21 protein-coding genes, 1 tRNA gene, 1 pseudogene and 1 riboswitch are annotated in these 19,527 nt (G+C 71.4%); of the genes and pseudogenes, 12 read left to right on the top strand and 11 right to left on the bottom strand.

Translation table 11 applies throughout. The annotated features are described in order from the left end of the window. Positions 1 to 20: 20 nt before the first annotated feature. Both ACZ7FF_RS30840 and rdgB read left to right on the top strand, forming a co-directional pair. Entirely contained in the window at positions 21 to 1,355 is a 1,335-nt protein-coding gene (locus ACZ7FF_RS30840) for an SGNH/GDSL hydrolase family protein (protein ID WP_470816194.1), read from the top strand. Positions 1,356 to 1,380: 25 nt separating this feature from the next. Then, complete coding sequence (gene rdgB / locus ACZ7FF_RS30845) at positions 1,381 to 1,983, top strand: RdgB/HAM1 family non-canonical purine NTP pyrophosphatase (RefSeq protein WP_470816195.1); 603 nt, start codon at positions 1,381 to 1,383, stop codon at positions 1,981 to 1,983. A 50-nt stretch (positions 1,984 to 2,033) separates the two neighbouring features. Here the strand turns inward: rdgB and ACZ7FF_RS30850 are convergent. The 4 genes from ACZ7FF_RS30850 to bcp form a co-directional block, all read right to left on the bottom strand. After that, positions 2,034 to 2,117 (bottom strand) — tRNA-Leu (locus ACZ7FF_RS30850). Positions 2,118 to 2,130: 13 nt separating this feature from the next. After that, a complete protein-coding gene (locus tag ACZ7FF_RS30855) occupies positions 2,131 to 2,793 on the bottom strand; it encodes an HNH endonuclease signature motif containing protein (RefSeq protein ID WP_470816197.1) in 663 nt (220 codons plus the stop codon). 8 nt (positions 2,794 to 2,801) lie between these two features. Beyond that, positions 2,802 to 3,452, bottom strand: coding sequence for an HNH endonuclease signature motif containing protein (locus tag ACZ7FF_RS30860; RefSeq protein WP_470816198.1), 651 nt, complete (start codon positions 3,450 to 3,452; stop codon positions 2,802 to 2,804). A gap of 141 nt (positions 3,453 to 3,593) precedes the next feature. Further along, on the bottom strand, positions 3,594 to 4,061 hold the full coding sequence (bcp, locus tag ACZ7FF_RS30865; RefSeq protein ID WP_470816199.1) for a thioredoxin-dependent thiol peroxidase: 468 nt from the start codon (positions 4,059 to 4,061) through the stop codon (positions 3,594 to 3,596). Positions 4,062 to 4,166: 105 nt separating this feature from the next. Here bcp and ACZ7FF_RS30870 point away from each other — a divergent pair, with 105 nt between their 5' ends. The 3 genes from ACZ7FF_RS30870 (at position 4,167) to ACZ7FF_RS30880 (ending at position 5,387) form a co-directional block, all read left to right on the top strand. Then, a complete protein-coding gene (locus ACZ7FF_RS30870) occupies positions 4,167 to 4,496 on the top strand; it encodes a DUF3618 domain-containing protein (RefSeq protein ID WP_470816201.1) in 330 nt (109 codons plus the stop codon). A 54-nt stretch (positions 4,497 to 4,550) separates the two neighbouring features. Continuing rightward, on the top strand, positions 4,551 to 4,910 hold the full coding sequence (locus ACZ7FF_RS30875; protein ID WP_470816202.1) for a GroES family chaperonin: 360 nt from the start codon (positions 4,551 to 4,553) through the stop codon (positions 4,908 to 4,910). Between the two features lie 47 nt (positions 4,911 to 4,957). Continuing rightward, positions 4,958 to 5,031, top strand: a riboswitch (guanidine-III (ykkC-III) riboswitch). Positions 5,032 to 5,066: 35 nt separating this feature from the next. Next, positions 5,067 to 5,387, top strand: coding sequence for a DMT family transporter (locus ACZ7FF_RS30880; protein ID WP_470816204.1), 321 nt, complete (start codon positions 5,067 to 5,069; stop codon positions 5,385 to 5,387). 9 nt (positions 5,388 to 5,396) lie between these two features. On the opposite strand, the gene ACZ7FF_RS30885 is transcribed toward ACZ7FF_RS30880, so the two are convergent. Then, on the bottom strand, positions 5,397 to 8,204 hold the full coding sequence (locus tag ACZ7FF_RS30885; protein WP_470816239.1) for a transglycosylase domain-containing protein: 2,808 nt from the start codon (positions 8,202 to 8,204) through the stop codon (positions 5,397 to 5,399). Positions 8,205 to 9,121: 917 nt separating this feature from the next. Here ACZ7FF_RS30885 and ACZ7FF_RS30890 point away from each other — a divergent pair. From ACZ7FF_RS30890 to ACZ7FF_RS30905, 4 genes are read left to right on the top strand one after another with little or no spacing between them, the layout of a single operon-like run. Continuing rightward, on the top strand, positions 9,122 to 9,922 hold the full coding sequence (locus ACZ7FF_RS30890) for an ABC transporter permease (RefSeq protein ID WP_470816205.1): 801 nt from the start codon (positions 9,122 to 9,124) through the stop codon (positions 9,920 to 9,922). A 49-nt stretch (positions 9,923 to 9,971) separates the two neighbouring features. Beyond that, positions 9,972 to 10,736 (top strand): ABC transporter permease, encoded by a 765-nt coding sequence (locus tag ACZ7FF_RS30895; protein ID WP_470816241.1) that lies wholly within the window; start codon positions 9,972 to 9,974, stop codon positions 10,734 to 10,736. A 4-nt stretch (positions 10,737 to 10,740) separates the two neighbouring features. Beyond that, complete coding sequence (locus tag ACZ7FF_RS30900; RefSeq protein ID WP_470816207.1) at positions 10,741 to 11,709, top strand: ABC transporter ATP-binding protein; 969 nt, start codon at positions 10,741 to 10,743, stop codon at positions 11,707 to 11,709. Positions 11,710 to 11,718: 9 nt separating this feature from the next. Then, positions 11,719 to 12,507, top strand: a complete 789-nt coding sequence (locus ACZ7FF_RS30905) for a DUF1707 SHOCT-like domain-containing protein (protein ID WP_470816209.1) — start codon at positions 11,719 to 11,721, stop codon at positions 12,505 to 12,507. Positions 12,508 to 12,543: 36 nt separating this feature from the next. Here the strand turns inward: ACZ7FF_RS30905 and ACZ7FF_RS30910 are convergent, their stop codons facing one another. The 3 genes from ACZ7FF_RS30910 to ACZ7FF_RS30920 all read right to left on the bottom strand — a co-directional run bounded on the left by ACZ7FF_RS30910 (position 12,544) and on the right by ACZ7FF_RS30920 (position 14,238). Beyond that, positions 12,544 to 12,945 carry a hypothetical protein gene (locus ACZ7FF_RS30910; RefSeq protein ID WP_470816210.1) on the bottom strand — a complete coding sequence of 134 codons (402 nt, stop codon included), beginning with the start codon at positions 12,943 to 12,945 and terminating at the stop codon, positions 12,544 to 12,546. A 225-nt stretch (positions 12,946 to 13,170) separates the two neighbouring features. Then, entirely contained in the window at positions 13,171 to 13,908 is a 738-nt protein-coding gene (gene rph / locus ACZ7FF_RS30915; RefSeq protein WP_470816211.1) for a ribonuclease PH, read from the bottom strand. 96 nt (positions 13,909 to 14,004) lie between these two features. Further along, complete coding sequence (locus tag ACZ7FF_RS30920) at positions 14,005 to 14,238, bottom strand: PTS sugar transporter subunit IIB (RefSeq protein WP_069780600.1); 234 nt, start codon at positions 14,236 to 14,238, stop codon at positions 14,005 to 14,007. Between the two features lie 184 nt (positions 14,239 to 14,422). Between ACZ7FF_RS30920 and ACZ7FF_RS30925 the strand changes: the two genes are divergently transcribed. Then, on the top strand, positions 14,423 to 15,730 hold the full coding sequence (locus tag ACZ7FF_RS30925; RefSeq protein ID WP_470816214.1) for a PTS transporter subunit EIIC: 1,308 nt from the start codon (positions 14,423 to 14,425) through the stop codon (positions 15,728 to 15,730). A 193-nt stretch (positions 15,731 to 15,923) separates the two neighbouring features. Then, the gene (locus ACZ7FF_RS30930; protein WP_470816216.1) at positions 15,924 to 17,189 is read left to right on the top strand and encodes a PTS transporter subunit EIIC; all 1,266 of its coding nucleotides are present in this window, start codon (positions 15,924 to 15,926) and stop codon (positions 17,187 to 17,189) included. A 73-nt stretch (positions 17,190 to 17,262) separates the two neighbouring features. Here ACZ7FF_RS30930 and ACZ7FF_RS30935 read toward each other — a convergent pair whose 3' ends face one another. Beyond that, entirely contained in the window at positions 17,263 to 18,015 is a 753-nt protein-coding gene (locus tag ACZ7FF_RS30935) for an MBL fold metallo-hydrolase (protein WP_470816242.1), read from the bottom strand. Positions 18,016 to 18,252: 237 nt separating this feature from the next. On the opposite strand from ACZ7FF_RS30935, the gene ACZ7FF_RS30940 reads away from it, so the two are divergent. After that, entirely contained in the window at positions 18,253 to 18,711 is a 459-nt protein-coding gene (locus ACZ7FF_RS30940; RefSeq protein ID WP_470816218.1) for a type II toxin-antitoxin system PemK/MazF family toxin, read from the top strand. Positions 18,712 to 18,741: 30 nt separating this feature from the next. Here the strand turns inward: ACZ7FF_RS30940 and ACZ7FF_RS30945 are convergent, their stop codons facing one another. Further along, positions 18,742 to 19,206, bottom strand: a complete 465-nt coding sequence (locus ACZ7FF_RS30945) for a hypothetical protein (protein WP_470816220.1) — start codon at positions 19,204 to 19,206, stop codon at positions 18,742 to 18,744. 126 nt (positions 19,207 to 19,332) lie between these two features. Continuing rightward, a pseudogene (locus ACZ7FF_RS30950) lies at positions 19,333 to 19,527 on the bottom strand (hypothetical protein); the annotation flags it as partial.

The following is a 19,527-nucleotide window of genomic DNA, read 5'->3' on the forward strand; positions in this document are numbered from 1 at the left end:
CCGAGGAGAACAACAAAAGCGTGACCAAGCGTCATGGTTATGGCCTGCTGAGCGCGCTCGTCGCGCTGGTCGTGGCCGTCTGCGCCGCCATCTACGCCACCGTGGGAACCGACAACGGCACCCCCGGCGGCACCGTCGCCGACAACCGCCCCCACCACGACTCCAACGCCGCCCCCGCCTCCACCGGCACCTGGGTCGGCTCCTGGTCCACCGCCCCCGTCGGCGGCGAACCCGGCACCGAGACCACCGGCATGGCCGGCCACTCCGTCCGCAACGTCGTACACGCGGACACCGGAGGTACGAGTGCCCGCATCACACTCTCCAACCTCTACGGCCAGACCCCGCTGACCATCACCCACGCCACCATCGCGCTCTCCGCCGGGGACGGCACCGCCGCGGCGGACGCCGAAACCATGCGCCGCCTCACCTTCAACGGCAGCACCACCGTCGTCATACCCGCCGGCGAACAGACCGTCAGCGACGCCGTGCACCTCGCCGTCCCCCACGACACCGACGTCCTCGTCACCACCTACTCCCCCACCCCCTCCGGGCCCGTCACCTACCACCCCCACGCCCGGCAGATCTCCTACGTCGCCGCGGGCGACGCCACCGAGGACTCCACCGGCACCCCCTACGCCCAGCAGACCCCCTACTGGCGCTACCTGACCGCCCTCGACGTGCTCAGCAACGAGGCCGACGGCACCGTCGTCGTCTTCGGAGACTCCATAACCGACGGCATCACCTCCACCACCGGCGCCAACCACCGCTGGCCCGACATCCTCGGCGGCCGACTGCGCACCGCCCTCCAAAGCGGCCTGCAACTCCCCCGCTACAGCGTCGTCAACGAAGGCGTCAGCGGCAACCAGGTCCTCGCCGACGGCCTCGGCCGGCCCGCCGAGAACCAGAGCGGCCTGCGCCGCTTCGGCCGCGACGCGCTCTCCCGCACCAACGTCAAGGTCGTCGTCATAGACCTCGGCATCAACGACATCCTCCGCAACCCCCGGCTCGCCGACCCCAACAAGATCATCGCCGGTCTGCGCACCCTCGTCCGCCAGGCCCACGCCCGCGGCCTCAAGGTCGTCGGCGCCACCCTGATGCCCCTCCAGGGCCACCGCGGCTGGAACCCCGCCCGCGAAGCCGTAAGACAGCAGGTCAACGCCCAGATCCGAACCGGCACCGTCTACGACACCGTCGTCGACTTCGACCGGGCCCTGCGCGACCCGTACGCCCCCCAGCGGCTGCGCCCCGACTACGACTCCGGGGACCATCTGCACCCCAGCGACCTGGGCTTCCGCAAGATGGCCGACGTCTTCGACCTCAGCGCGCTCAAGGGCGCGGGCCAGGCCGAGCTGTGACCGGGCGGCGAGGAATACTGGCGGCATGACCCGCCTGATCCTCGCCACCCGCAACGCCGGAAAGATCACCGAACTGAGGGCCATCCTCGCCGAAGCAGGCCTGCCCCACGAACTCGTCGGCGCCGACGCCTACCCCGACATCCCCGACGTCAAGGAAACCGGCGTCACCTTCGCCGAGAACGCCCTGCTCAAGGCCCACGCCCTCGCCCAGGCCACCGGGCTGCCCGCCGTCGCCGACGACTCCGGCCTCTGCGTCGACGTCCTCAGCGGCGCCCCCGGCATCTTCTCCGCCCGCTGGGCCGGCCGACACGGCGACGACAAGGCCAACCTCGACCTGCTCCTGGCCCAGCTCTCCGACATCGCCGGGGAACACCGCGGCGCCCACTTCGCCTGCGCCGCCGCGCTGGCCCTGCCGGACGGCACCGAACGCGTGGTCGAGGGCCGGCTGTGCGGTGTGCTGCGGCACGCTCCGGCCGGCACCAACGGCTTCGGCTACGACCCGATCCTCCAGCCGGACGGCGAAACGCGCACCTGCGCGGAACTGACCCCGGCCGAGAAGAACGCGATCAGCCACCGAGGCAAGGCCTTCAGGGCCCTGGCATCGGCGGTCCGGGAACTGTTGGGCTGATGACGAAGGCCCACTCAGTACCTCCTGAGTGGGCCTTCGGTTCAAAGGTGTGCGGCCGGAGGGACTCGAACCCTCAAGGGATTTCTCCCACAACATCCTAAGTGTTGCGCGTAGGCCAATTCCGCCACGGCCGCGTGCACGCACATGCTACCGGTCACCCCTGTGTTGCTTCGAAGGATTACCCCGACCCCCTCGACACCAGGTATCGGTCGTCGCGTGGCAGTTGGGGCACAGCAGCCGGAGGTTGTCCCGGCGGTCGTCGCTCCAGTCGCCGTCGATGTGGTCGACCTCCAGCGTCATCGGCCTGCCGAGCCATTCAGGGCCGAGGCCGCACTCGGCGCACACCTCCGGTACGCCCACCTCACGGAGCGCACGACGGAGCAGACGGGTGCGCGTCCGACGCCGGCCGTCGCGCCGGACCAGGATGTCCTCGGGCCGCCTGGCGCGGTCCGTGCGCGTCCTTCCCCGCTGGTGGGCCTGTCCGAGGAAGTGCGCGGTGGAAAGGCCGTCCTCGGCGATCCACCGGCGCAGCAGCGCCCGTTGCGTGCCGGTGTCAGGGCGCGCCAGCCGACGCAGCGCCGCGGCGACGGAGACCGACTCGGCGACCGCGGCGCACAACTCCGCGGGCCCGGGCCGGGAGCGCCCGCCGGGGTCGGAGAAGTGCGAGGTGTCGATCTCGAAGTGGGCGAACCGCCGAGCGAGGTAGCGACGCAACTTGCCGTAGGGGCGCGTGCCGAAGAAGGCGATGACCTCGTCCAGGCTCGTGCACCGGGCGGCGGCTTCGGCCAGCCGCTCACGGGTGTACCGCACGCCGCCGCTCACCGGGCGCCGCCCCGGGCCCGCTTGCCCCGGCCGCGGTAACCGTCCGTCGTCGAGTGGCAGTTGGGGCAGAGGAGCCGGAGGTTGTCGATGCGGTTGTCGCGCCAGTTGCCGTCGATGTGGTCGACCTCCAGCGGCAGCGGACGCCCCCGCCAGACCGGCTCGGTGCCGCAGCCGGCGCATCGCTCCGCCACGCCCACGGCGGCCATCGCCCACTTGAGCCGGTCACCGGGCACGCGACGGGCCTGGCCGGCGGGCTGCTCGACGAGCAGGGACTCCGGCGTCCGGGCGCGCCAGGGCTTCCCTCGCCGGGTCGGCACCCGGAAGTGCGACGTGTCGATCCCGTGCGCCCTGATCCTGCGGCTGATGTGGGTGTGGTGGCCGCCCACGGCCTCCAGGCCGAGGTGGCGGAGGACCTCGCACATGTTGGTGGAGGCGGTGACCGCGCGCTGGAGGGCCTCTCTCGTCCACTTCACGCCCTCGCGCTCGAAGTGGGAGACGTCCACCCCGAGCTTCTTCATGCGGCCGAGCACGTAGCGCCGGGAGGGGCCGCTCGGGTCCACCCCCAGCCGCTCGAGTGCCTCCGAGAGCGTGCGTGCTCCGCGGGCCGCCTCCGCGAGGCGCTGCCTGCTGTAGGTGCCGTCCCCCATCGGGCCCCCTCCGTTCCGGCCGCGTGTTCGCGGCTCGTACGGAGTAACGAAGCCGGTTGTCGGACGGTCACGCCGGGAGGAAGGAGAACGGCCCGCACCGGGTCGGTCCGGTGTGGGCCGCCGGTCGTCCGGAGGGGGTGCTCAGATACCGAGGTCCTTGATGATCTTGGCCACGTGGCCGGTCGCGCGGACGTTGTAGAGGGCCCGTTCGACCTTGCCCTCCTCGTCGACGACGATCGTGGAGCGGATGACGCCCATGTAGGTCTTGCCGTAGTTCTTCTTCTCGCCGTAGGCGCCGTAGGCCTCGGTGACCTTCTTGTCGGGGTCGGCGAGCAGGGTCACCTCGAGGGACTCCTTGTCGCGGAACCTGGCGAGCTTCTCCGGCTCGTCGGGGGAGATGCCGACGACGTCGTAGCCGGCGCCGGTCAGGAGCTCCAGGTTGTCGGTGAAGTCGCAGGCCTGCTTGGTGCAGCCTGGGGTGAGGGCGGCGGGGTAGAAGTAGACGATGACCTTGCGGCCCTTGTGGTCCGCGAGGGAGATCTCGTTCCCGTCGGCGTCGGGGAGGGTGAAGGCGGGGGCCACGTCCCCCGGCTGGAGTCGCTCGCTCATCGGACCAGCGTAACCGGGGGGCCTTGCGGTGCGGCGCGGGTGGGAGCTGACAGACTGTTCGGAACAGCATTCGGCAGAAATTCGGCAGACTTCGGAGGCCGTACGGTGGCGGACACGGCGGACACCAGAACCCCGGCGCAGATCGAGGCGGACATCAAGCGTCGCCGCGAAGTGCTGGCCGAGACGCTCGACGAGATCGGGGTGCGGGTGCACCCGAAGACGATCGTCGGGGATGCGAAGGCCAAGGTCGTCGCCAACATCGACCACACCGTGGGGCGGGCGTACGTCCAGGTCAACCGGGTGGTGAGCGAGGTCCGGGCGCAGTTCACGGACGAGGACGGCGCGCTCCGGCTGGAGCGGGCCGTGCCGGTGGCGCTGCTCGCGGTCGGGGTGGTGGGGCTGGTCGCCCTGTCGTCCCGGCGGCGGGGGCGCTGAGACGACGGTCACCCGAGCGCGTACAGACACGGCCCAGGCAGGTAGGTTCGAGGCGTGAGCGCCAAGAGAAACGAGCACAGCACCCCTCAGCACGACAAGCTGCCCATCCGCATGCTGCACGACCGCGTCCTGGTCAAGCAGGAGGCCGGTGAGGGTGAGCGCCGGTCGGGGGGCGGCATCCTGATTCCCGCCACCGCGGCGGTCGGCCGTCGGCTGGCCTGGGCCGAGGTCGTCGCGGTCGGCCAGAACGTGCGGACCGTGGAGCCCGGTGACCGGGTCCTGTTCGATCCGGAGGACCGGGCCGAGGTCGAGGTGCGGGGTGTGGCGTACGTGCTGATGCGTGAGCGTGATCTGCACGCCGTGGCCGCGGACCGGTTCGAGGGGTCGGAGGACTCCACCGGCCTCTACCTCTGATCCGGGCTGCCGAAAAGGGCTGGTGACCAAGGTCACCAGCCCTTTTGTCGTGCCTTTGCTAGGTTCGGGAGGGAGCCCGACGAGACGCGCCGTACCGGGATGCAGGAAAAGACGACGCACCCGAAGAGTTGGCCGTTCGTCTCGGAGGTGCCTGTCGTGGCCTGGGTTCTGCTGGTTGTCGCCGGTCTGCTGGAAGTGGGCTGGTCGATCGGGATGAAGTACAGCGACGGTTTCACCCGGCTGGTTCCCAGTGTGTTCACGGGGGCCGGGATCGTCGCGAGCATGGTGCTGCTGTCGTACGCCGCGAGGTCGCTGCCGATCGGTACCGCCTACGGCGTGTGGGTGGGCATCGGGGCGGCCGGGGCGGCGGTGCTCGGCATGGTGGTGCTGGGTGAGCCGGTCACCGCCGCCAGGATCTTCTTCGTGTGTCTGCTGCTGGTCGCCGTGGTGGGGCTGAAGGCGACCAGCGGCCACTGACACCGTGCGTCAGGCGGGGTCTCCGCCTCCGGCGCCCGCCGCCGTTCCTGCCGGGCCCCCGCCACCGGTGGCTCCGCCGGCGCCGCCGTTGGTGGTGCCGCCTCCCCCGTCGGCGCCGCCGTTCGTGGCGCCGCCGTTCGTGGCGCCGCCGTCGGTGGTGTTGCCGGTCGTACCGCCGCCGGTGGTGTTGTTGCCGGTCGTGCCGCCGCCGGTGGTGGTGTTACCGCCGGTGGTGGTGTTGCCGCCGGTCGTCGTGCCGCCGTCGGTGGGGGTACCGGTGTCGCCGCCGGTGGTGGGGGTGCCCGACGGGGTGCCGCCCGTGGGGGTGCCGGTGGTGGTGCCGCCGTTGTCCTGGCCGGGGGTGGTGCCGGGCTGGCTCGGACTGCCGGAGCCGGCCGGCTGGGGCTGGTCGGCGCCCTGCTGGAGCTGGAGGTCGAAGTCGCCGGACGAGGTGCCCTGCAGTGCGTCGTGGGTGTACTGGGCCCAGATCTGGGTGGGCGCGCCGCCACCGTTGATACGGGGCTGGCCGAGGGCGCCGTACAGCGGCATGTGCTTGGCCGTCACCGGGTCCTGGCCCATCACGGAGACCACCGTGGCGAGGTTCGGGGTGTAACCGGCGAACCAGGCGGCGGTGTCGTTCTCCGCGGTGCCGGTCTTGCCGGCCGCGGGGCGGCCGGCGCCCTGCGCGGCGGTGGCGGTGCCGCTGTCGACCACGCTCTTCAGCATGGAGGTGGTGGTGTCGGCGGCCTCCCGGCTGACGACCTGCTTGACGGGCTGGTCGGGCAGCTTGACCGCGTCGGTGCCGTCCTTGGTGATCTTCTCGACCATCGTGTACGTGCCGTGCCTGCCGTGGTTGGCGAGGGTCGCGTAGGCCTCGGCCATGTCCAGGACGCTGGCGGTGGCGGGACCGAGGGCGATGGACGGGTACGGCTGGAGGTCCGGGGTGCCGGCGGGGATGCCGAGGTCGATCGCGGTCTGCTTGACCTTGGACGGGCCGACGTCGACGGCCATCTGCGCGTAGACGGCGTTCACGGACAGGTCCGTCGCCTTGGTGACGGTGATCTGGCCGTACGACTTCTGGTCCTCGTTCTGCGGGGCGTAGCCGCCGCCGCTCCAGCCCTGCACGGGACGCTCGTTGGTGCCGTCGTACTGGGTGTTCGGGGTGATGGTGCGGCCGTCCTGGGTGGTGGAGCCGTTCTGCACCGCGGAGGTGAACACGAAGGGCTTGAAGGTCGAGCCGACCTGGAAGTCACCGCGGGTGGCGCCGTTGGTGTACTGCTTCACGTAGTCGATGCCGCCGTACATGGCGACGACCTTGCCGGTCCTCGGGTCGACGGAGGCGCCGCCGGCGCGGACGTAGTTGTCGACCTTGTTGTTCTTCTTGTCCAGCTTGGAGACCAGCTGGTTGTTGACGGCCTTGACGAAGGCGTCCTGCTTGCTCTTCTGGATGGTGGTGGTGATGCGGTAGCCGCCGAGGGCGAGCTGGTCGGGGTCGATGATGTTGTTGGTGGTCAGGTAGTGCTTGACCGCCTCGACGAGGTAGCCGCGCTGGCCGGACAGGCCGGTGGAGACGGTCTGCTCCTTGGGCATGGGGAACTTCATGCCGGCGCGCTCGGACTCGCCGAGCCAGCCCTTCTTGACCATGCCGTCGAGGACGTAGTTCCAGCGGGCGACGGCCGCGTCCTTGTTCTCGGGGTGGGCGACGACGTCGTACTCGCTGGGCGCGTTGACGAGCGCGGCGAGGTAGGCGGCGCGGGCCGGGTCGAGGTCCTTGGCGTCGCGGCCGTAGTAGGCCTGGGCGGCGGCCTGGATGCCGTAGGCGTTGCGGCCGAAGTAGCTGGTGTTGAGGTAGCCCTCGAGGATCTCGTCCTTGGACTTGTTCCGGTCGAGCTTGATGGAGATGAAGAACTCCTTGGCCTTGCGGGTGACCGTCTGTTCCTGGGCCAGGTAGTAGTTCTTCACGTACTGCTGGGTGATCGTGGAGCCGGACTGCTTGCCCTTGCCGGTGGCGGTGTTCCAGGCGGCGCGGAGCATCGCCTTGGGGTCGACGGCCGACTCGGTGTAGAAGTCGCGGTCCTCGGCGGCCAGGACGGCGTGCTGGGCGTCCTTGGAGACCTGGGCGAGACTGACGTTCTCGCGGTTGATCGCGCCGTCGCGGGCGAGCTGCGAGCCGTCGGCGTAGAGGTAGACGTTGCTCTGCTTGGTGGCGAGGGCGTTGGCGGGCGGGATGTTGACCATCGAGTAGCCGAGGAAGAACAGGCCGATGATCACGAGGACGCCGACGACGAGGGTGCCGAGCACCATCCGCCAGGTGGGGACGAGGCGCCGCCAGCCGGTGCGGCCGGGCCGCTTGGGCTTCTTGCCCTTGCCGCCGCCCGCGGGGACGGGGCCTTCCGCGGCGACGGCGGTGGGGTCCTGGCCGGGTGCCGCGCCGGGCGTCTGCCGGGCGTTGCGGGCGCCCGCGCCGGTGCGGGGGCCGGGCGCGGCCGCGCCCGCGGCACCCGCGGGGGATGCCTGAGCGGCGGCCCCGGCCGCGGCGGCGGCAGCGGAGGCCGCACCGGCCGCGGCGGCGGCACCGGCCGGGCGGGCGCCGGTCGTGCGGGACGTGCGGTCGGCGGGGCCGGTGGGGTTCGCCGTCGGGGAGGCCGGAGAGGACGCGGAGGCGGCCTTGGCGGGACCGCCGGGCTCGCCCGCGCGGGGTGCGTTGACCCGGCGGAGCACCTGCGTGGTCTCGGGCGCCTGCGCCTGCTCGCCGGGCTTGCCGGGCTCCTTCGGGGACGACTGGGGTCCCCGGGGCGGGGTGATGCGGCGGAGCACCTGGGTGCTCTCGGCCGACTGCGGCTCCTCGGGCACCCGGCTTCCGGGTACCTGCGGCTTCTCGGGCGTCCGGGCCCCCGGAACCTGCGGCTTCTGGAAGAGGTCCTGCTTGCCCGCGGTCTCCTGCCTGCCGGCGCCGCCCTGCTTGCCGGAGGTCTCGCCACCGGACGCGGAGGCACCACCCGACGCGGAACCGCCGCTCGACGCGGAGACGCCACCCGACGCGGAAGAAGTACCGGTGCCGGACGCGGACGGTCCGCCGGAGGAGGTCTCGCCGCCGGAGGCCGCGCGTCCCTTCTGGTCCGGGGCGTCCCGGGTCTGGTCCGTGCGGGCGTCCCGGGCCGCCTGGCGGGCGCGGGCCATGGAGACCGTACGGTCCTGCGGTGCCGGGACGGTGCGGTTCCCGGAGCCGGCCTCGGCCGTGTCCGGGGTCTTCCGCTCCTCCGCGCGACCGGCGGCGCCGGAGGCCGGGGCCTCCTCGGCCTTCCCGGCGCCCTCCTCGTCCCGGGAGGCCTTCCCGGGCCGCTCGGCGCCGGCGTCCCCCCTGGGTCCGTCGGCCGGTGCGGCGGCCTCCGGCCGGGCTGTGTTCGTCGTCCCCTTGCCCGGGGCGTCGGCCGCCTCGCGGCCCCCCGGGGTCACGGGCCCTTCAGCCGGCAGCGGCTTTTCCGGCGCCACGCCTTCGTTCGGCTGCTGCGGCTGCGGCTCGTCGCTCATCTCGTGCACGGACTCCTGTTTCGCGTCGTACGTTCCCGTACGCCTCGTACGCCTTCTGCGCCCCCTGGTTGAAGACTCTCGCACCTGGCGTTCCGTTCCCGGATTCCGGCACGCTTCCGGCACGGAAATGCGTGGCCGGCCGCCGGGCCTCCGGACTAGGCTCCTGCGCTTCGGTGTCGAGCGGTCCGAGGAGGTCGACTGACGTGGGCGCGGGACGGTTGTACGCGGCCGTCGCGATAGGGGGATTCAGACGGTACGCGACGTATAGGGCGGCCACTGCGGCAGGGGTCTTCACCAACACGGTCTTCGGGCTCATTCTGGTCTACACGTATCGGGCGCTGTGGGACCTGAAACCGCACCTGGGAGGGTACGACCAGGCGCAGGCCGTCACCTACGTGTGGCTGGGGCAGGCGTTCCTGTCGACGCTCGCGATCGGCGGCGGTGGTGTCGAGGACGAGCTGATGGAGCGCATCCGTACGGGGGACGTGGCGATCGATCTGTACCGGCCCGCCGATCTCCAGCTGTGGTGGCTGGCCGCGGATCTGGGGCGGGCGTTCTTCCAGCTGCTGGGGCGGGGGACGATCCCGTTCGTGTTCGGGTGGCTGTGCTTCCCGATGTACCTGCCGGCCGACGCGGGCACCTGGGTCGCGTTCTTCGTGGCGGTGCTGCTGGCGATGGTGGTCGGCTTCGGCGTCCGGTACCTGGTGGCGCTGAGCGCCTTCTGGCTGCTGGACGGCACGGGGGTGGGGCAGATGGCGTGGCTGCTGGGGTATTTCTGCTCGGGGATGCTGCTGCCGCTGAACGTGTTCCCGGGCGCGCTCGGCGAGGTGGTGCGGGCGCTGCCCTGGTCGTCGCTGCTGCAGGCGCCGGCGGACATCCTGCTCGGGCACGGGGATCCGCTGGGGACGTACGCCTTCCAGGGCGGGTGGGCGGTGGTGCTGCTGGGTGCCGGGCGGCTGGTGCAGTCGCTGGCGACGCGGCGGGTGGTGGTGCAGGGTGGCTGAGCGCGGCCGGCTCGTGGAGGGTGCGCGGGCCTACCGGCTGATCGCCGGGATGTGGATCAGGTCGACGATGGCCTACCGGACGTCGTTCGCCATGACCACGTTCGGGAACTTCGCGGCGACGTTCTTCGACTTCGTCACGATCATGCTGATGTTCTCGCGGGTGGACCGGCTCGGTGGCTGGTCGCTGCCGGAGGTGGCGTTCCTGTACGGGCTGTCGGCGACGTCGTTCGGGCTGGCGGACCTGGTGATCGGGTCGATGGACCGGCTGGGGCGGCGGCTGCGGGACGGGACGCTGGACACGCTGCTGGTGCGGCCAGCGCCGGTGCTGGCGCAGGTGGCGGCGGACCGGTTCGCGCTGCGGCGGCTGGGCCGGGTGACGCAGGGGCTGCTGGTGCTGGGCTGGGCGCTGCCCCGGGTCGGTGTCGACTGGTCGCCGGAGAAGCTGCTGCTGATGCCGGTGATGGTGCTGAGCGGGTTCGGGATCTTCTGCGCGGTGTTCGTGGCGGGGGCGGCGTTCCAGTTCGTGGCGCAGGACGCCTCGGAGGTGCAGAACGCGTTCACGTACGGCGGTACGACGCTGCTGCAGTATCCGCCGGCGGTGTTCGCGAAGGAGCTGGTGCGCGGGGTGACGTTCGTGCTGCCGCTGGCCTTCGTCAACTGGCTGCCGGCGAGTCATGTGCTGGGGCGGCCGTATCCGCTGGCGCTGCCGGGGTGGGTGGCGTGGACGCCTCCGCTGGTGGCGGTGGGCTGCTGCGCGCTGGCGGGGCTGGCCTGGCGGGCGGGGCTTCGTTCGTATCGGAGTACAGGGAGCTGACGCGGTGACGGACAGCGAGTTCATCGTTCTCGACCGGGTCGAGAAGGTCTTCGAGGTGCGCAGGAGGACCGGGTTCCTCAGGCGGGAGCGGCGCGAGGTGCGGGCGGTGGACTCGCTCTCGTTCTCGGTGGCGCGCGGGGAGATGGTCGGGTACATCGGGCCGAACGGCGCCGGGAAGTCGACCACGGTCAAGATGCTGACCGGCATCCTGACGCCGAGTGCCGGGCGGCTGCGGGTGGCGGGCATCGATCCGTCGCGGGAGCGGGCGCGGCTGGCGCATCGCATCGGGGTGGTGTTCGGGCAGCGGACCACGCTGTGGTGGGATCTGCCGCTGATCGACTCCTACCGGCTGGCGCACCGCATGTACCGCATCCCGGACGGGCGTTACCGGGAGAACCTGGACCGTCTCGTGGAACTGCTGGAGCTGGGTGAGCTGTTGGACGTGCCGGTGCGGCAGCTGTCGCTGGGGCAGCGGATGCGCGGGGACGTCGCGGCGGCGCTGCTGCACGATCCGGAGGTGCTGTACCTGGACGAGCCGACGATCGGTCTGGACGTGGTGTCGAAGGCGAAGGTGCGGGGGTTCCTGCGGGAGTTGAACGCCGCGCGGGGTACGACGGTGCTGCTGACCACCCATGATCTGCAGGACATCGAGCAGTTGTGCTCGCGGGTCATGGTGATCGACCACGGGCGGATGGTGTACGACGGTGCGCTCGCGGGGCTGCACGAGGCCGGGGAGAGCGAGCGGACGCTGGTGGTGGACCTGGAGCGGGAGCTGCCGCCGGTCCGGGTGCCGTCGGCGCGGGTGGTGCGGGTGGAGGGGCCGAGGCAGTGGCTGGCGTTCCCGGCGGGGCAGTCGGCGGCGCCGCTCGTGGCCCGTATCGCGGCGGAGTACCCGCTGGTGGATCTGTCGGTGCGGGAACCGGACATCGAGGCCGTCATCGCCAAGATGTACGCCGAGAAGGCCGTCTCGTAGGCTGCTGTCATGACCGACGACGCAAGTCCGGACCTCCGGGCGTCCGACGCAGACCGCGAGCGCGTTGCCGAGGTACTGAGGGACGCCCTCGCCGAGGGGCGCCTCGACATGGCCGAGTTCGAGGAGCGGCTGGAGGCCACGTACAGCGCGCGTACCTACGGGGAGCTGGCGCCGATCACCCGGGATCTGCCCGCGGCCGGTGCCGCGGTGCCGCCCGCCCCGGTGTCCTTCACCAAGGAGCCGGCGGCGAGCGGGAGTTGGGCGAGCCGGATCGTCGGGGGCGAGGGGTCCTCGTCGGGCGGGATCGCGATCATGTCGGGCTTCGAGCGCAAGGGCCGCTGGACGATGCCGAAGCGGTTCAACTGCTTCGCGTTCATGGGCGGCGGGGAGATCGACCTGCGCGAGGCGAACTTCGCGGACCGTGAGGTCGAGATCAACTGTGTGGCGATCATGGGCGGGGTGCAGGTGACCGTGCCGCCCGGCGTCGAGGTGGTGGTGCGCGGCATCGGCGTGATGGGCGCGTTCGAGCACCCGAGGGACGACGTGCCGCCGGAGCCTGGCGCGCCGCGGGTGGTCATCGGCGGTTTCGCCTTCTGGGGCGGGGTCGGCGTGGAGCGCAAGGTCACGCGGGCGGAGCGGGCGCGCCTGAAGGAGGAGCGCCGCCAGGAAAAGCTGGAGCGCAGGGAGGCCCGGGGGGAGTTGCACCGGGCCCGCCGTGAGGACCGGCAGGAGCTGTACCGGGCGCGCCGTGAGGAGCGGCTGGAGGAGCGGGAGCGGCGCCGGGACGAGAGGTACTGAGCGGACCGCACCCCCTGGCCCGCGCCCTGGCGCCGTCTACCGGGTGCAGACCTTGGTCAGTTCGCCGGTGGCGTCGGTGACCGGGTCGAGGTCGGGGGTGTGGTCCCCGTTCCTGACGGCGGTGCGGACGCCGGCGACGGCCCTGCCGAGGTGGTCGACGGCCTTGTCGACGTCGGCGTTGCCGGTCCTGTCGCCGATCCTGTCCAGGTTGTGCTGGATGGAGTCGAGGGCGGAGTCGGCGCGATGGGGGTCGTGCGCGGCGTTCTCGACGGCCTGCTGGAGGTTGGTGACGCCGTCGGCGATGGAGTCGGCGGTGTGGACGCAGTCGAGGGTCTTGTGCACGGCGCCGCAGCCGGTGGTGAGGCCCGCGGTGAGCGCGGCGGCCGCCACGGCGGTGGCGACGGCGGCGAGGCGGCCTCGGCGTCGGCTGGCGGCCATGGCGGTGTTCCTCCCTGGTGCGGCTGGCCGGGCACACGGTGTCGGGCCGTGCGCCCGTACCCCTGAGGGCCTGTCTGACGATTCCCGTCTGCCGCGCGGCGCCATGCACGCGCTCTCGCCGCGCGGCCGCCCTTCGGGCGACGACGCGAATGGTCAGACAGGCCCTAGGACGCCGGGGAGGGGGGCGGGGTTGCCCCTCGCGGACCGGAGGGCTTGGGCCGGGCCCTACTTGGCGAGGGTGGTCTCCAGGGCGGCGCGCTGGTGGGTGGCCAGCTCGGTGCAGCCGGTGACGGCGAGGTCGAGCAGGGCGTCGAGTTCCTCGCGGGCGAAGGGCTCGGCCTCGGCGGTGCCCTGGACCTCGACGAAGCGGCCGTCGCCGGTGCAGACGACGTTCATGTCGGTCTCGGCGCGCACGTCCTCCTCGTAGCAGAGGTCGAGCAGCGGGACGCCGCCGACGATGCCGACGGAGACGGCGGAGACGGTGCCGGTCAGCGGCTGCCGGCCGGCCTTGATCAGCTTGCGGCCCTGGGCCCAGGCGATGGCGTCGGCGAGGGCGACGTAGGCGCCGGTGATGGCCGCGGTGCGGGTGCCGCCGTCGGCCTGGAGGACGTCGCAGTCGAGGACGATGGTGTTCTCGCCGAGCGCCTTGTAGTCGATGACGGCGCGCAGGGAGCGGCCGATGAGGCGGGAGATCTCGTGGGTGCGGCCGCCGATCTTGCCCTTGACGGACTCCCGGTCGCCGCGGGTGTTGGTGGCGCGGGGCAGCATGGCGTACTCCGCGGTGACCCAGCCCTCGCCGCTGCCCTTGCGCCAGCGCGGGACGCCTTCGGTGACGGAGGCGGTGCAGAAGACCTTGGTGTCGCCGAAGGAGACGAGTACGGAGCCCTCGGCGTGCTTGCTCCATCCCCGTTCGATGGTGACCGGGCGGAGCTGTTCGGGGGTACGGCCGTCGATGCGAGACATGGCATGGAGCCTATCCGTACATACGGAAGGGGCTCGTCCCGTGTCGGGAAGAGCCCCTTGCCGGTGAATCCCCGCGGTCCGGCGGACCGGTGGGGTTCACATCATGTCTTCGATCTCCGCGGCGATCGGGTCGGCGTCGGTGCCGATGACGACCTGGATGGCGGTGCCCATCTTGACGACGCCGTGGGCGCCGGCGGCCTTCAGGGCGGTCTCGTCGACGAGCGAGGGGTCGGACACCTCGGTGCGCAGGCGGGTGATGCAGCCCTCGATCTCCTCGATGTTGTCGATGCCGCCGAGGCCGGCGACGATCTTCTCAGCCTTGCTGGCCATGTTCCTTCTCCCTGATCCGAACCGCTTTGTCGCAGTAACCCACAGTTGGCCCATCTTCGCGAGCGGTCATGCCGTGCATGCCGAATGATGGCGATCACGACAGCGGAACCGTCCGCGAACTGGTCTACACCACCCGGGGGACGGTCGCCAAACCGCGCCCGAGCCGAGTGGCCGGAGGACGCCCATGAGCGCCGAGAGCGCAGGCAGCGCCGGGGAGACGGCGGGTCCGGCGCGGGAGCGCTGGAACCGGCTGTTCCAGGGTCTGCAGAAGATGGGCCGCAGTCTGCAGCTGCCCATCGCGGTGCTGCCGGCCGCGGGTCTCCTGATCGGGCTGGCCCAGCCGGGCGTGGTCGGCGCGGACGGCCTGGGCTGGACGGCGGTCGCCAAGGTGATGCAGGGGGCGGGCGGCGCCCTGCTCGACGGCTCCCTGGGGCTGCCCCTTCTGTTCTGCGTGGGTGTCGCGATCGGCATGGCGAGGAAGGCCGACGGCTCGACGGCGCTCGCGGCGGTGGCGGGCTTCCTCGTCTACTACGGCGTGCTGCACCAGTTCCCCGAGGACTGTCCGGGGGGCTCGAAGGCGGTCGCGGGCGTCGGCTGCCAGGTCGCGGGCGGGACGGTGACGGCGTTCACGTTCCAGAACCCCGGGGTCTTCGGGGGCATCGTGATGGGGCTGCTGGCCGCGTTCTTCTGGGCCCGCCTGCACCGCACCCGGCTGGTGGACTGGCTCGGCTTCTTCAACGGCCGCCGGCTGGTCCCGATCGTCATGTCGTTCGTCGCGATCCTGTTCGCCGCCGTGTGCCTGTGGATCTGGCCGCCCATCGGCGGCGCCCTGGAAAGCTTCAGCCACTGGCTGCAGGAGGCCGGCTCCTGGGGCGCGGGCCTGTTCGGTCTCACCAACCGCGCGCTTCTCGTGGTGGGCCTGCACCAGTTCCTGAACGTGCCCATCTGGTTCCAGTTCGGCAGCTACACCAAGCCGGACGGCACGGTGGTGCACGGCGACATCAGCATGTTCCTGGCGGGCGACCCGAACGCGGGCCAGTTCACCTCGGGTTTCTTCCCGATCATGATGTTCGCCCTGCCGGCCGCCGCGCTGGCGATCACGCACACCGCCCGGCCGCACCGGCGCAAGGAGGTCGGCGGCCTGATGCTGTCGGTGGCGCTGACCTCGTTCGTCACGGGGATCACCGAGCCGATCGAGTACTCCTTCATGTTCGTCGCCCCCTTCCTCTACGCGATCCACGCCGTGCTCACCGGCGTCTCGATGGCGGTGACCTGGGCGCTCGGGGTGCACGCCGGCTTCAGCTTCTCCGCGGGGCTGATCGACTACGTCATCAACTGGCACCTGGCGACGAAGCCCTGGCTGATCATCCCGATCGGCCTGTGCTTCGCGGCGGTGTACTACGCCGTGTTCCGGTTTGCGATCACGAAGTTCGGCCTGTCGACTCCGGGCCGGGAACCGGAGGAAGAGGTCGAGGACGTGACCAAGGTCTGACCGCGTCGCGCGGGGTCCCGCGGTCCGGACGCGGGGGCACACGGCGCGTAGCGCTCCGGTAGCGGATTTCGTGGTTCCTTACACCGCCTTCATCGTGCTACAACAGGTCTACACCACTGAGTGGTGTAGACCAGAGACGCTGCCGTCCCCTTCCATGGTTCCCGGGCGGCGCCTTGCCCTCCAGGAGGAACTCGTGACCACGGCCACCGCCGCTCCCGCGGCAGAGAAGAAGAAGGGCGCCGGCGCGATGGCTGTACTGCAGCGCATCGGCCGCAGCCTGATGCTGCCGGTGGCGGTGCTGCCGGCCGCGGCCCTCCTGGTCCGCCTCGGCAACACCGACATGCTGGGACGCCCGTCCTTCCCGGCGTTCCTGACGAAGATCGCCTCCTTCATGGCGGCCGGCGGCAACGCGATCCTCGACAACATGGCACTGCTGTTCGCGGTGGGCATCGCGATCGGCTTCGCGAAGAAGTCGGACGGTTCGACGGCGCTCGCCGCGGTCGTCGGCTACCTGGTCTTCAAGAACGTGCTGGGCACCTTCACCGACAAGAACCTGCCGAAGGTGGCGACGGCCGTCGACGGCAAGGTCGTCATGGTCGACGCCCCGGTGGACGCCAAGGTCCTCGGCGGCGTGGTGATGGGCATAGTGGTGGCGCTGCTGTACCAGCGCTTCTACCGCACCAAGCTGCCCGACTGGGCGGGCTTCTTCGGCGGCCGCCGCCTGGTGCCGATCCTGTCCGCGTTCGCGGGCCTCGTCATCGGCGTCGTCTTCGGCTACATCTGGCCGGTCCTCGGCACGGGTCTGCACAGCTTCGGCGAGTGGCTGGTCGGCTCCGGCGCGATCGGCGCGGGCATCTTCGGTGTCGCCAACCGTGCGCTGATCCCGATCGGCATGCACCACCTGCTGAACTCCTTCCCCTGGTTCCAGGCCGGCGAGTACCACGGCAAGAGCGGTGACATCGCGCGCTTCCTGGCCGGCGACCCGCACGCGGGCCAGTTCATGACCGGCTTCTTCCCGATCATGATGTTCGCCCTGCCGGCGGCCTGCCTCGCCATCGTGCACTGCGCCCGCCCCGAGCGCCGCAAGGTCGTCGGCGGCATGATGTTCTCGCTCGCCCTGACGTCCTTCGTCACCGGCGTCACCGAGCCCATCGAGTTCACGTTCATGTTCATCGCGCCGGCCCTGTACGCGATCCACGCGGTCCTCACCGGTGTCTCCATGGCGCTGACCTGGTCGCTGGGCATGAAGGACGGCTTCGGCTTCTCGGCCGGTGCGGTGGACTTCGGCCTGAACCTGGGCATCGCGACCAACCCCTGGGGCCTGGTCCTGGTCGGCCTGTGCTTCGCGGTGGTCTACTACGTCGTCTTCCGCTTCGCCATCACCAGGTTCAACCTGCCCACCCCGGGCCGCGAGTCCGACGAGGAACTCGCCGAACTGCAGAAGGCCGAGGCCAAGTAGGACCGGCCCCGCAGCGGCCGAAGGCCCCCGGAACCTCTTCGGTTCCGGGGGCCTTCGGCTGTCCGGACGGGACTCAGATCTCGTACGTCTGGCGTGGCGCGGCGAGTTCCACCGGGCCGTCGAACACCTCGCGCGCGTCACGGAGGTTGATCGCCGGGTCGGTCCACGGCGGGATGTGCGTGAGGACCAGGTGCCGGGCGCCCGCGCGGGCCGCTGCCTCGCCCGCCTCACGGCCGTTGAGGTGCAGGTCCGGGATGTCCTCCTTGCCGTGCGTGAACGCGGCCTCGCACAGGAACAGGTCGGCGTCCCGGGCCAGCTCGTCCAGCGCCTCGGTGACGCCCGTGTCCCCGGAGTAGGTGAGGGTCTTCCCGCCGTGCTCGATCCGGATGGCATACGCCTCCACCGGGTGGCGGACCCGGTCGGTGTGCACCGTGAAGGGGCCGATCTCGAAGCTGGACGGCTTGACGGTGTGGAAGTCGAAGACCTCGCTCATCGAGGAGGCGGAGGGGGTGTCGGCGTAGGCCGTGGTCAGACGGTGCTCGGTGCCCTCGGGGCCGTAGACCGGGATCGGGTCGCAGCGGCCGCCGTCGTGGCGGTAGTAGCGCGCGACGAAGTACGCGAGCATGTCGATGCAGTGGTCGGCGTGCAGATGGCTCAGGAAGATCGCGTCGAGGTCGTAGAGACCGCAGTGGCGCTGCAGCTCGCCGAGGGCGCCGTTGCCCATGTCGAGAAGCAGCCGGAAGCCGTCGGCCTCGACGAGGTAGCTCGAGCAGGCCGATTCCGCGGACGGGAACGACCCCGAGCAGCCGACGACGGTGAGCTTCATGAAGCAGAAACCTCCGTTGGCGGGATGGTGGTGGGCGGTGCGTGGGGCCTCGGGAGACGAGGGCTGACGGGGGTCGTGCGGTCCGTCGAGCGTAAGGCGCAAAAGCACGGGTCGCTCCTCCGCCAGGGGGCGTTGTGGGCGAACTCACCTGTGCTGTCACCGGTTCGGCTGGACCCGGGGCGCATGAGGATTGCACGAGGGCGCGCGCCGCACGCCGCGCGCCGGTAACGTCGTCGTATGGACACGTCCTGGTGGCTGGCGCTCGCGGCGGTGGTACTGCTCGCGCTCGTCGCCACGCTCGTCGACGGCTGGGGACGCGGCCGCCGCCCCGGCGGGCGGCGCCTGAGGCCGCCGGGCCGGGCGGGCACCCGGGCGGCGCACGCCGGCCGCCCGTCCCCGGGTGACATCTGGTGGGCGAACGTCCCCTACGAGGACCGCCGCGACGTCAAGGACCGGCCCTGCCTGGTGCTCTCCGTGCGCGGCGACCGGGCCACGGTCGCGAAGATCACCAGCAAGTACCACGACGAGCGTGCCGGGGTGATCCCGCTGCCGCCCGGCGCGGTGGGCGACGCACAGGGCCGCCCCAGCTTCCTGCAGACCGACGAGCTGCGTGAGGTCCCGGTGGGCGACTTCCGCCGCCGGGTGGGCGTGGTCGACCCGGTCCTGTGGGACCAGGTACGGCACCTCGCGCCGTAGTCCCGGTCCCCGCTCGTCGGTCCTGGTCCCTCAGCCCTTCACGGTCACGGTGACCGTCCACTCCTGGATGCCCTTGCAGGAGAGCTGTCCGGGGGCGGTGGGCAGGGTGCACAGCGGGCGGGAGGACGACAGCTTCACGGTGCCGGGGGCGACCGCCCGGTAGGCGGCCGTGGCGTCGCCCGGCTGGATGACGAAGCCCGCGTTGACGGCCTCCAGGGCGCCGCCGCTCGCGGTGACCGGCTTCCAGGGGCGGGCCTTGGTGCCGTCGAGCGTGAGCCGCACCTCGCCGCCCTTGGTCACACAGACCGTGCGGTCGCCGTCCGCGGCCTTCAGGTCCACGTGGTCCCCGCACGACCCGGCGGTGGGGTCGGCCGGGCGGGTCGTGGTGGTGGGGGCCGGTGACACCTTGCCGTTGCTGCCGCCGCTCTCCTGGGAGCCGCAGCCCGCGAGGAGCAGTGCCGTCGCCGCGAGGGCGATGGGTGTCGTACGGCGCATGGGGGGACCGCCTTTCTGCCGTGGCCGCCGACCGGCCACCTGTTGCAGATGTGACGTACCACCCTCATGAACGGATCCCGCACGCGGGCTTCCGCGTGCGGGACCGGGGTGTTCAGACGGTGCGGATCAGCTGGTCGTCACGGCGGTGTCGTCGACGACGAAGCTGGTCTGCAGGGAGGAGTCCTCGACGCCGTTGAACTTCAGCGTGACCGTCGAGCCCGCGAGCGAGGACAGGTCGAAGGTCTTCTGGCTGTAGCCCGAGGCCTTGTTGAGGTTCGAGTAGGTCGCCAGGGTCTTCGAACCGGCGGTCACCGTCAGCTT

It is taken from the genome of Streptomyces sp. NPDC037126 (assembly GCF_055605965.1).

Excerpts from the sequence above, each read along its gene's own strand:
- rdgB (WP_470816195.1), top strand. The coding sequence starts at position 1,381 with ATGACCCGCCTGATCCTCGCCACCCGCAACGCCGGAAAGATCACCGAA.
- ACZ7FF_RS30860 (WP_470816198.1), bottom strand. The coding sequence starts at position 3,452 with ATGGGGGACGGCACCTACAGCAGGCAGCGCCTCGCGGAGGCGGCCCGC.
- bcp (WP_470816199.1), bottom strand. The coding sequence starts at position 4,061 with ATGAGCGAGCGACTCCAGCCGGGGGACGTGGCCCCCGCCTTCACCCTC.
- ACZ7FF_RS30895 (WP_470816241.1), top strand. The coding sequence starts at position 9,972 with ATGTGGATCAGGTCGACGATGGCCTACCGGACGTCGTTCGCCATGACC.
- ACZ7FF_RS30905 (WP_470816209.1), top strand. The coding sequence starts at position 11,719 with ATGACCGACGACGCAAGTCCGGACCTCCGGGCGTCCGACGCAGACCGC.
- ACZ7FF_RS30910 (WP_470816210.1), bottom strand. The coding sequence starts at position 12,945 with ATGGCCGCCAGCCGACGCCGAGGCCGCCTCGCCGCCGTCGCCACCGCC.
- rph (WP_470816211.1), bottom strand. The coding sequence starts at position 13,908 with ATGTCTCGCATCGACGGCCGTACCCCCGAACAGCTCCGCCCGGTCACC.
- ACZ7FF_RS30920 (WP_069780600.1), bottom strand. The coding sequence starts at position 14,238 with ATGGCCAGCAAGGCTGAGAAGATCGTCGCCGGCCTCGGCGGCATCGAC.
- ACZ7FF_RS30925 (WP_470816214.1), top strand. The coding sequence starts at position 14,423 with ATGAGCGCCGAGAGCGCAGGCAGCGCCGGGGAGACGGCGGGTCCGGCG.
- ACZ7FF_RS30935 (WP_470816242.1), bottom strand. The coding sequence starts at position 18,015 with ATGAAGCTCACCGTCGTCGGCTGCTCGGGGTCGTTCCCGTCCGCGGAA.
- ACZ7FF_RS30940 (WP_470816218.1), top strand. The coding sequence starts at position 18,253 with ATGGACACGTCCTGGTGGCTGGCGCTCGCGGCGGTGGTACTGCTCGCG.
- ACZ7FF_RS30945 (WP_470816220.1), bottom strand. The coding sequence starts at position 19,206 with ATGCGCCGTACGACACCCATCGCCCTCGCGGCGACGGCACTGCTCCTC.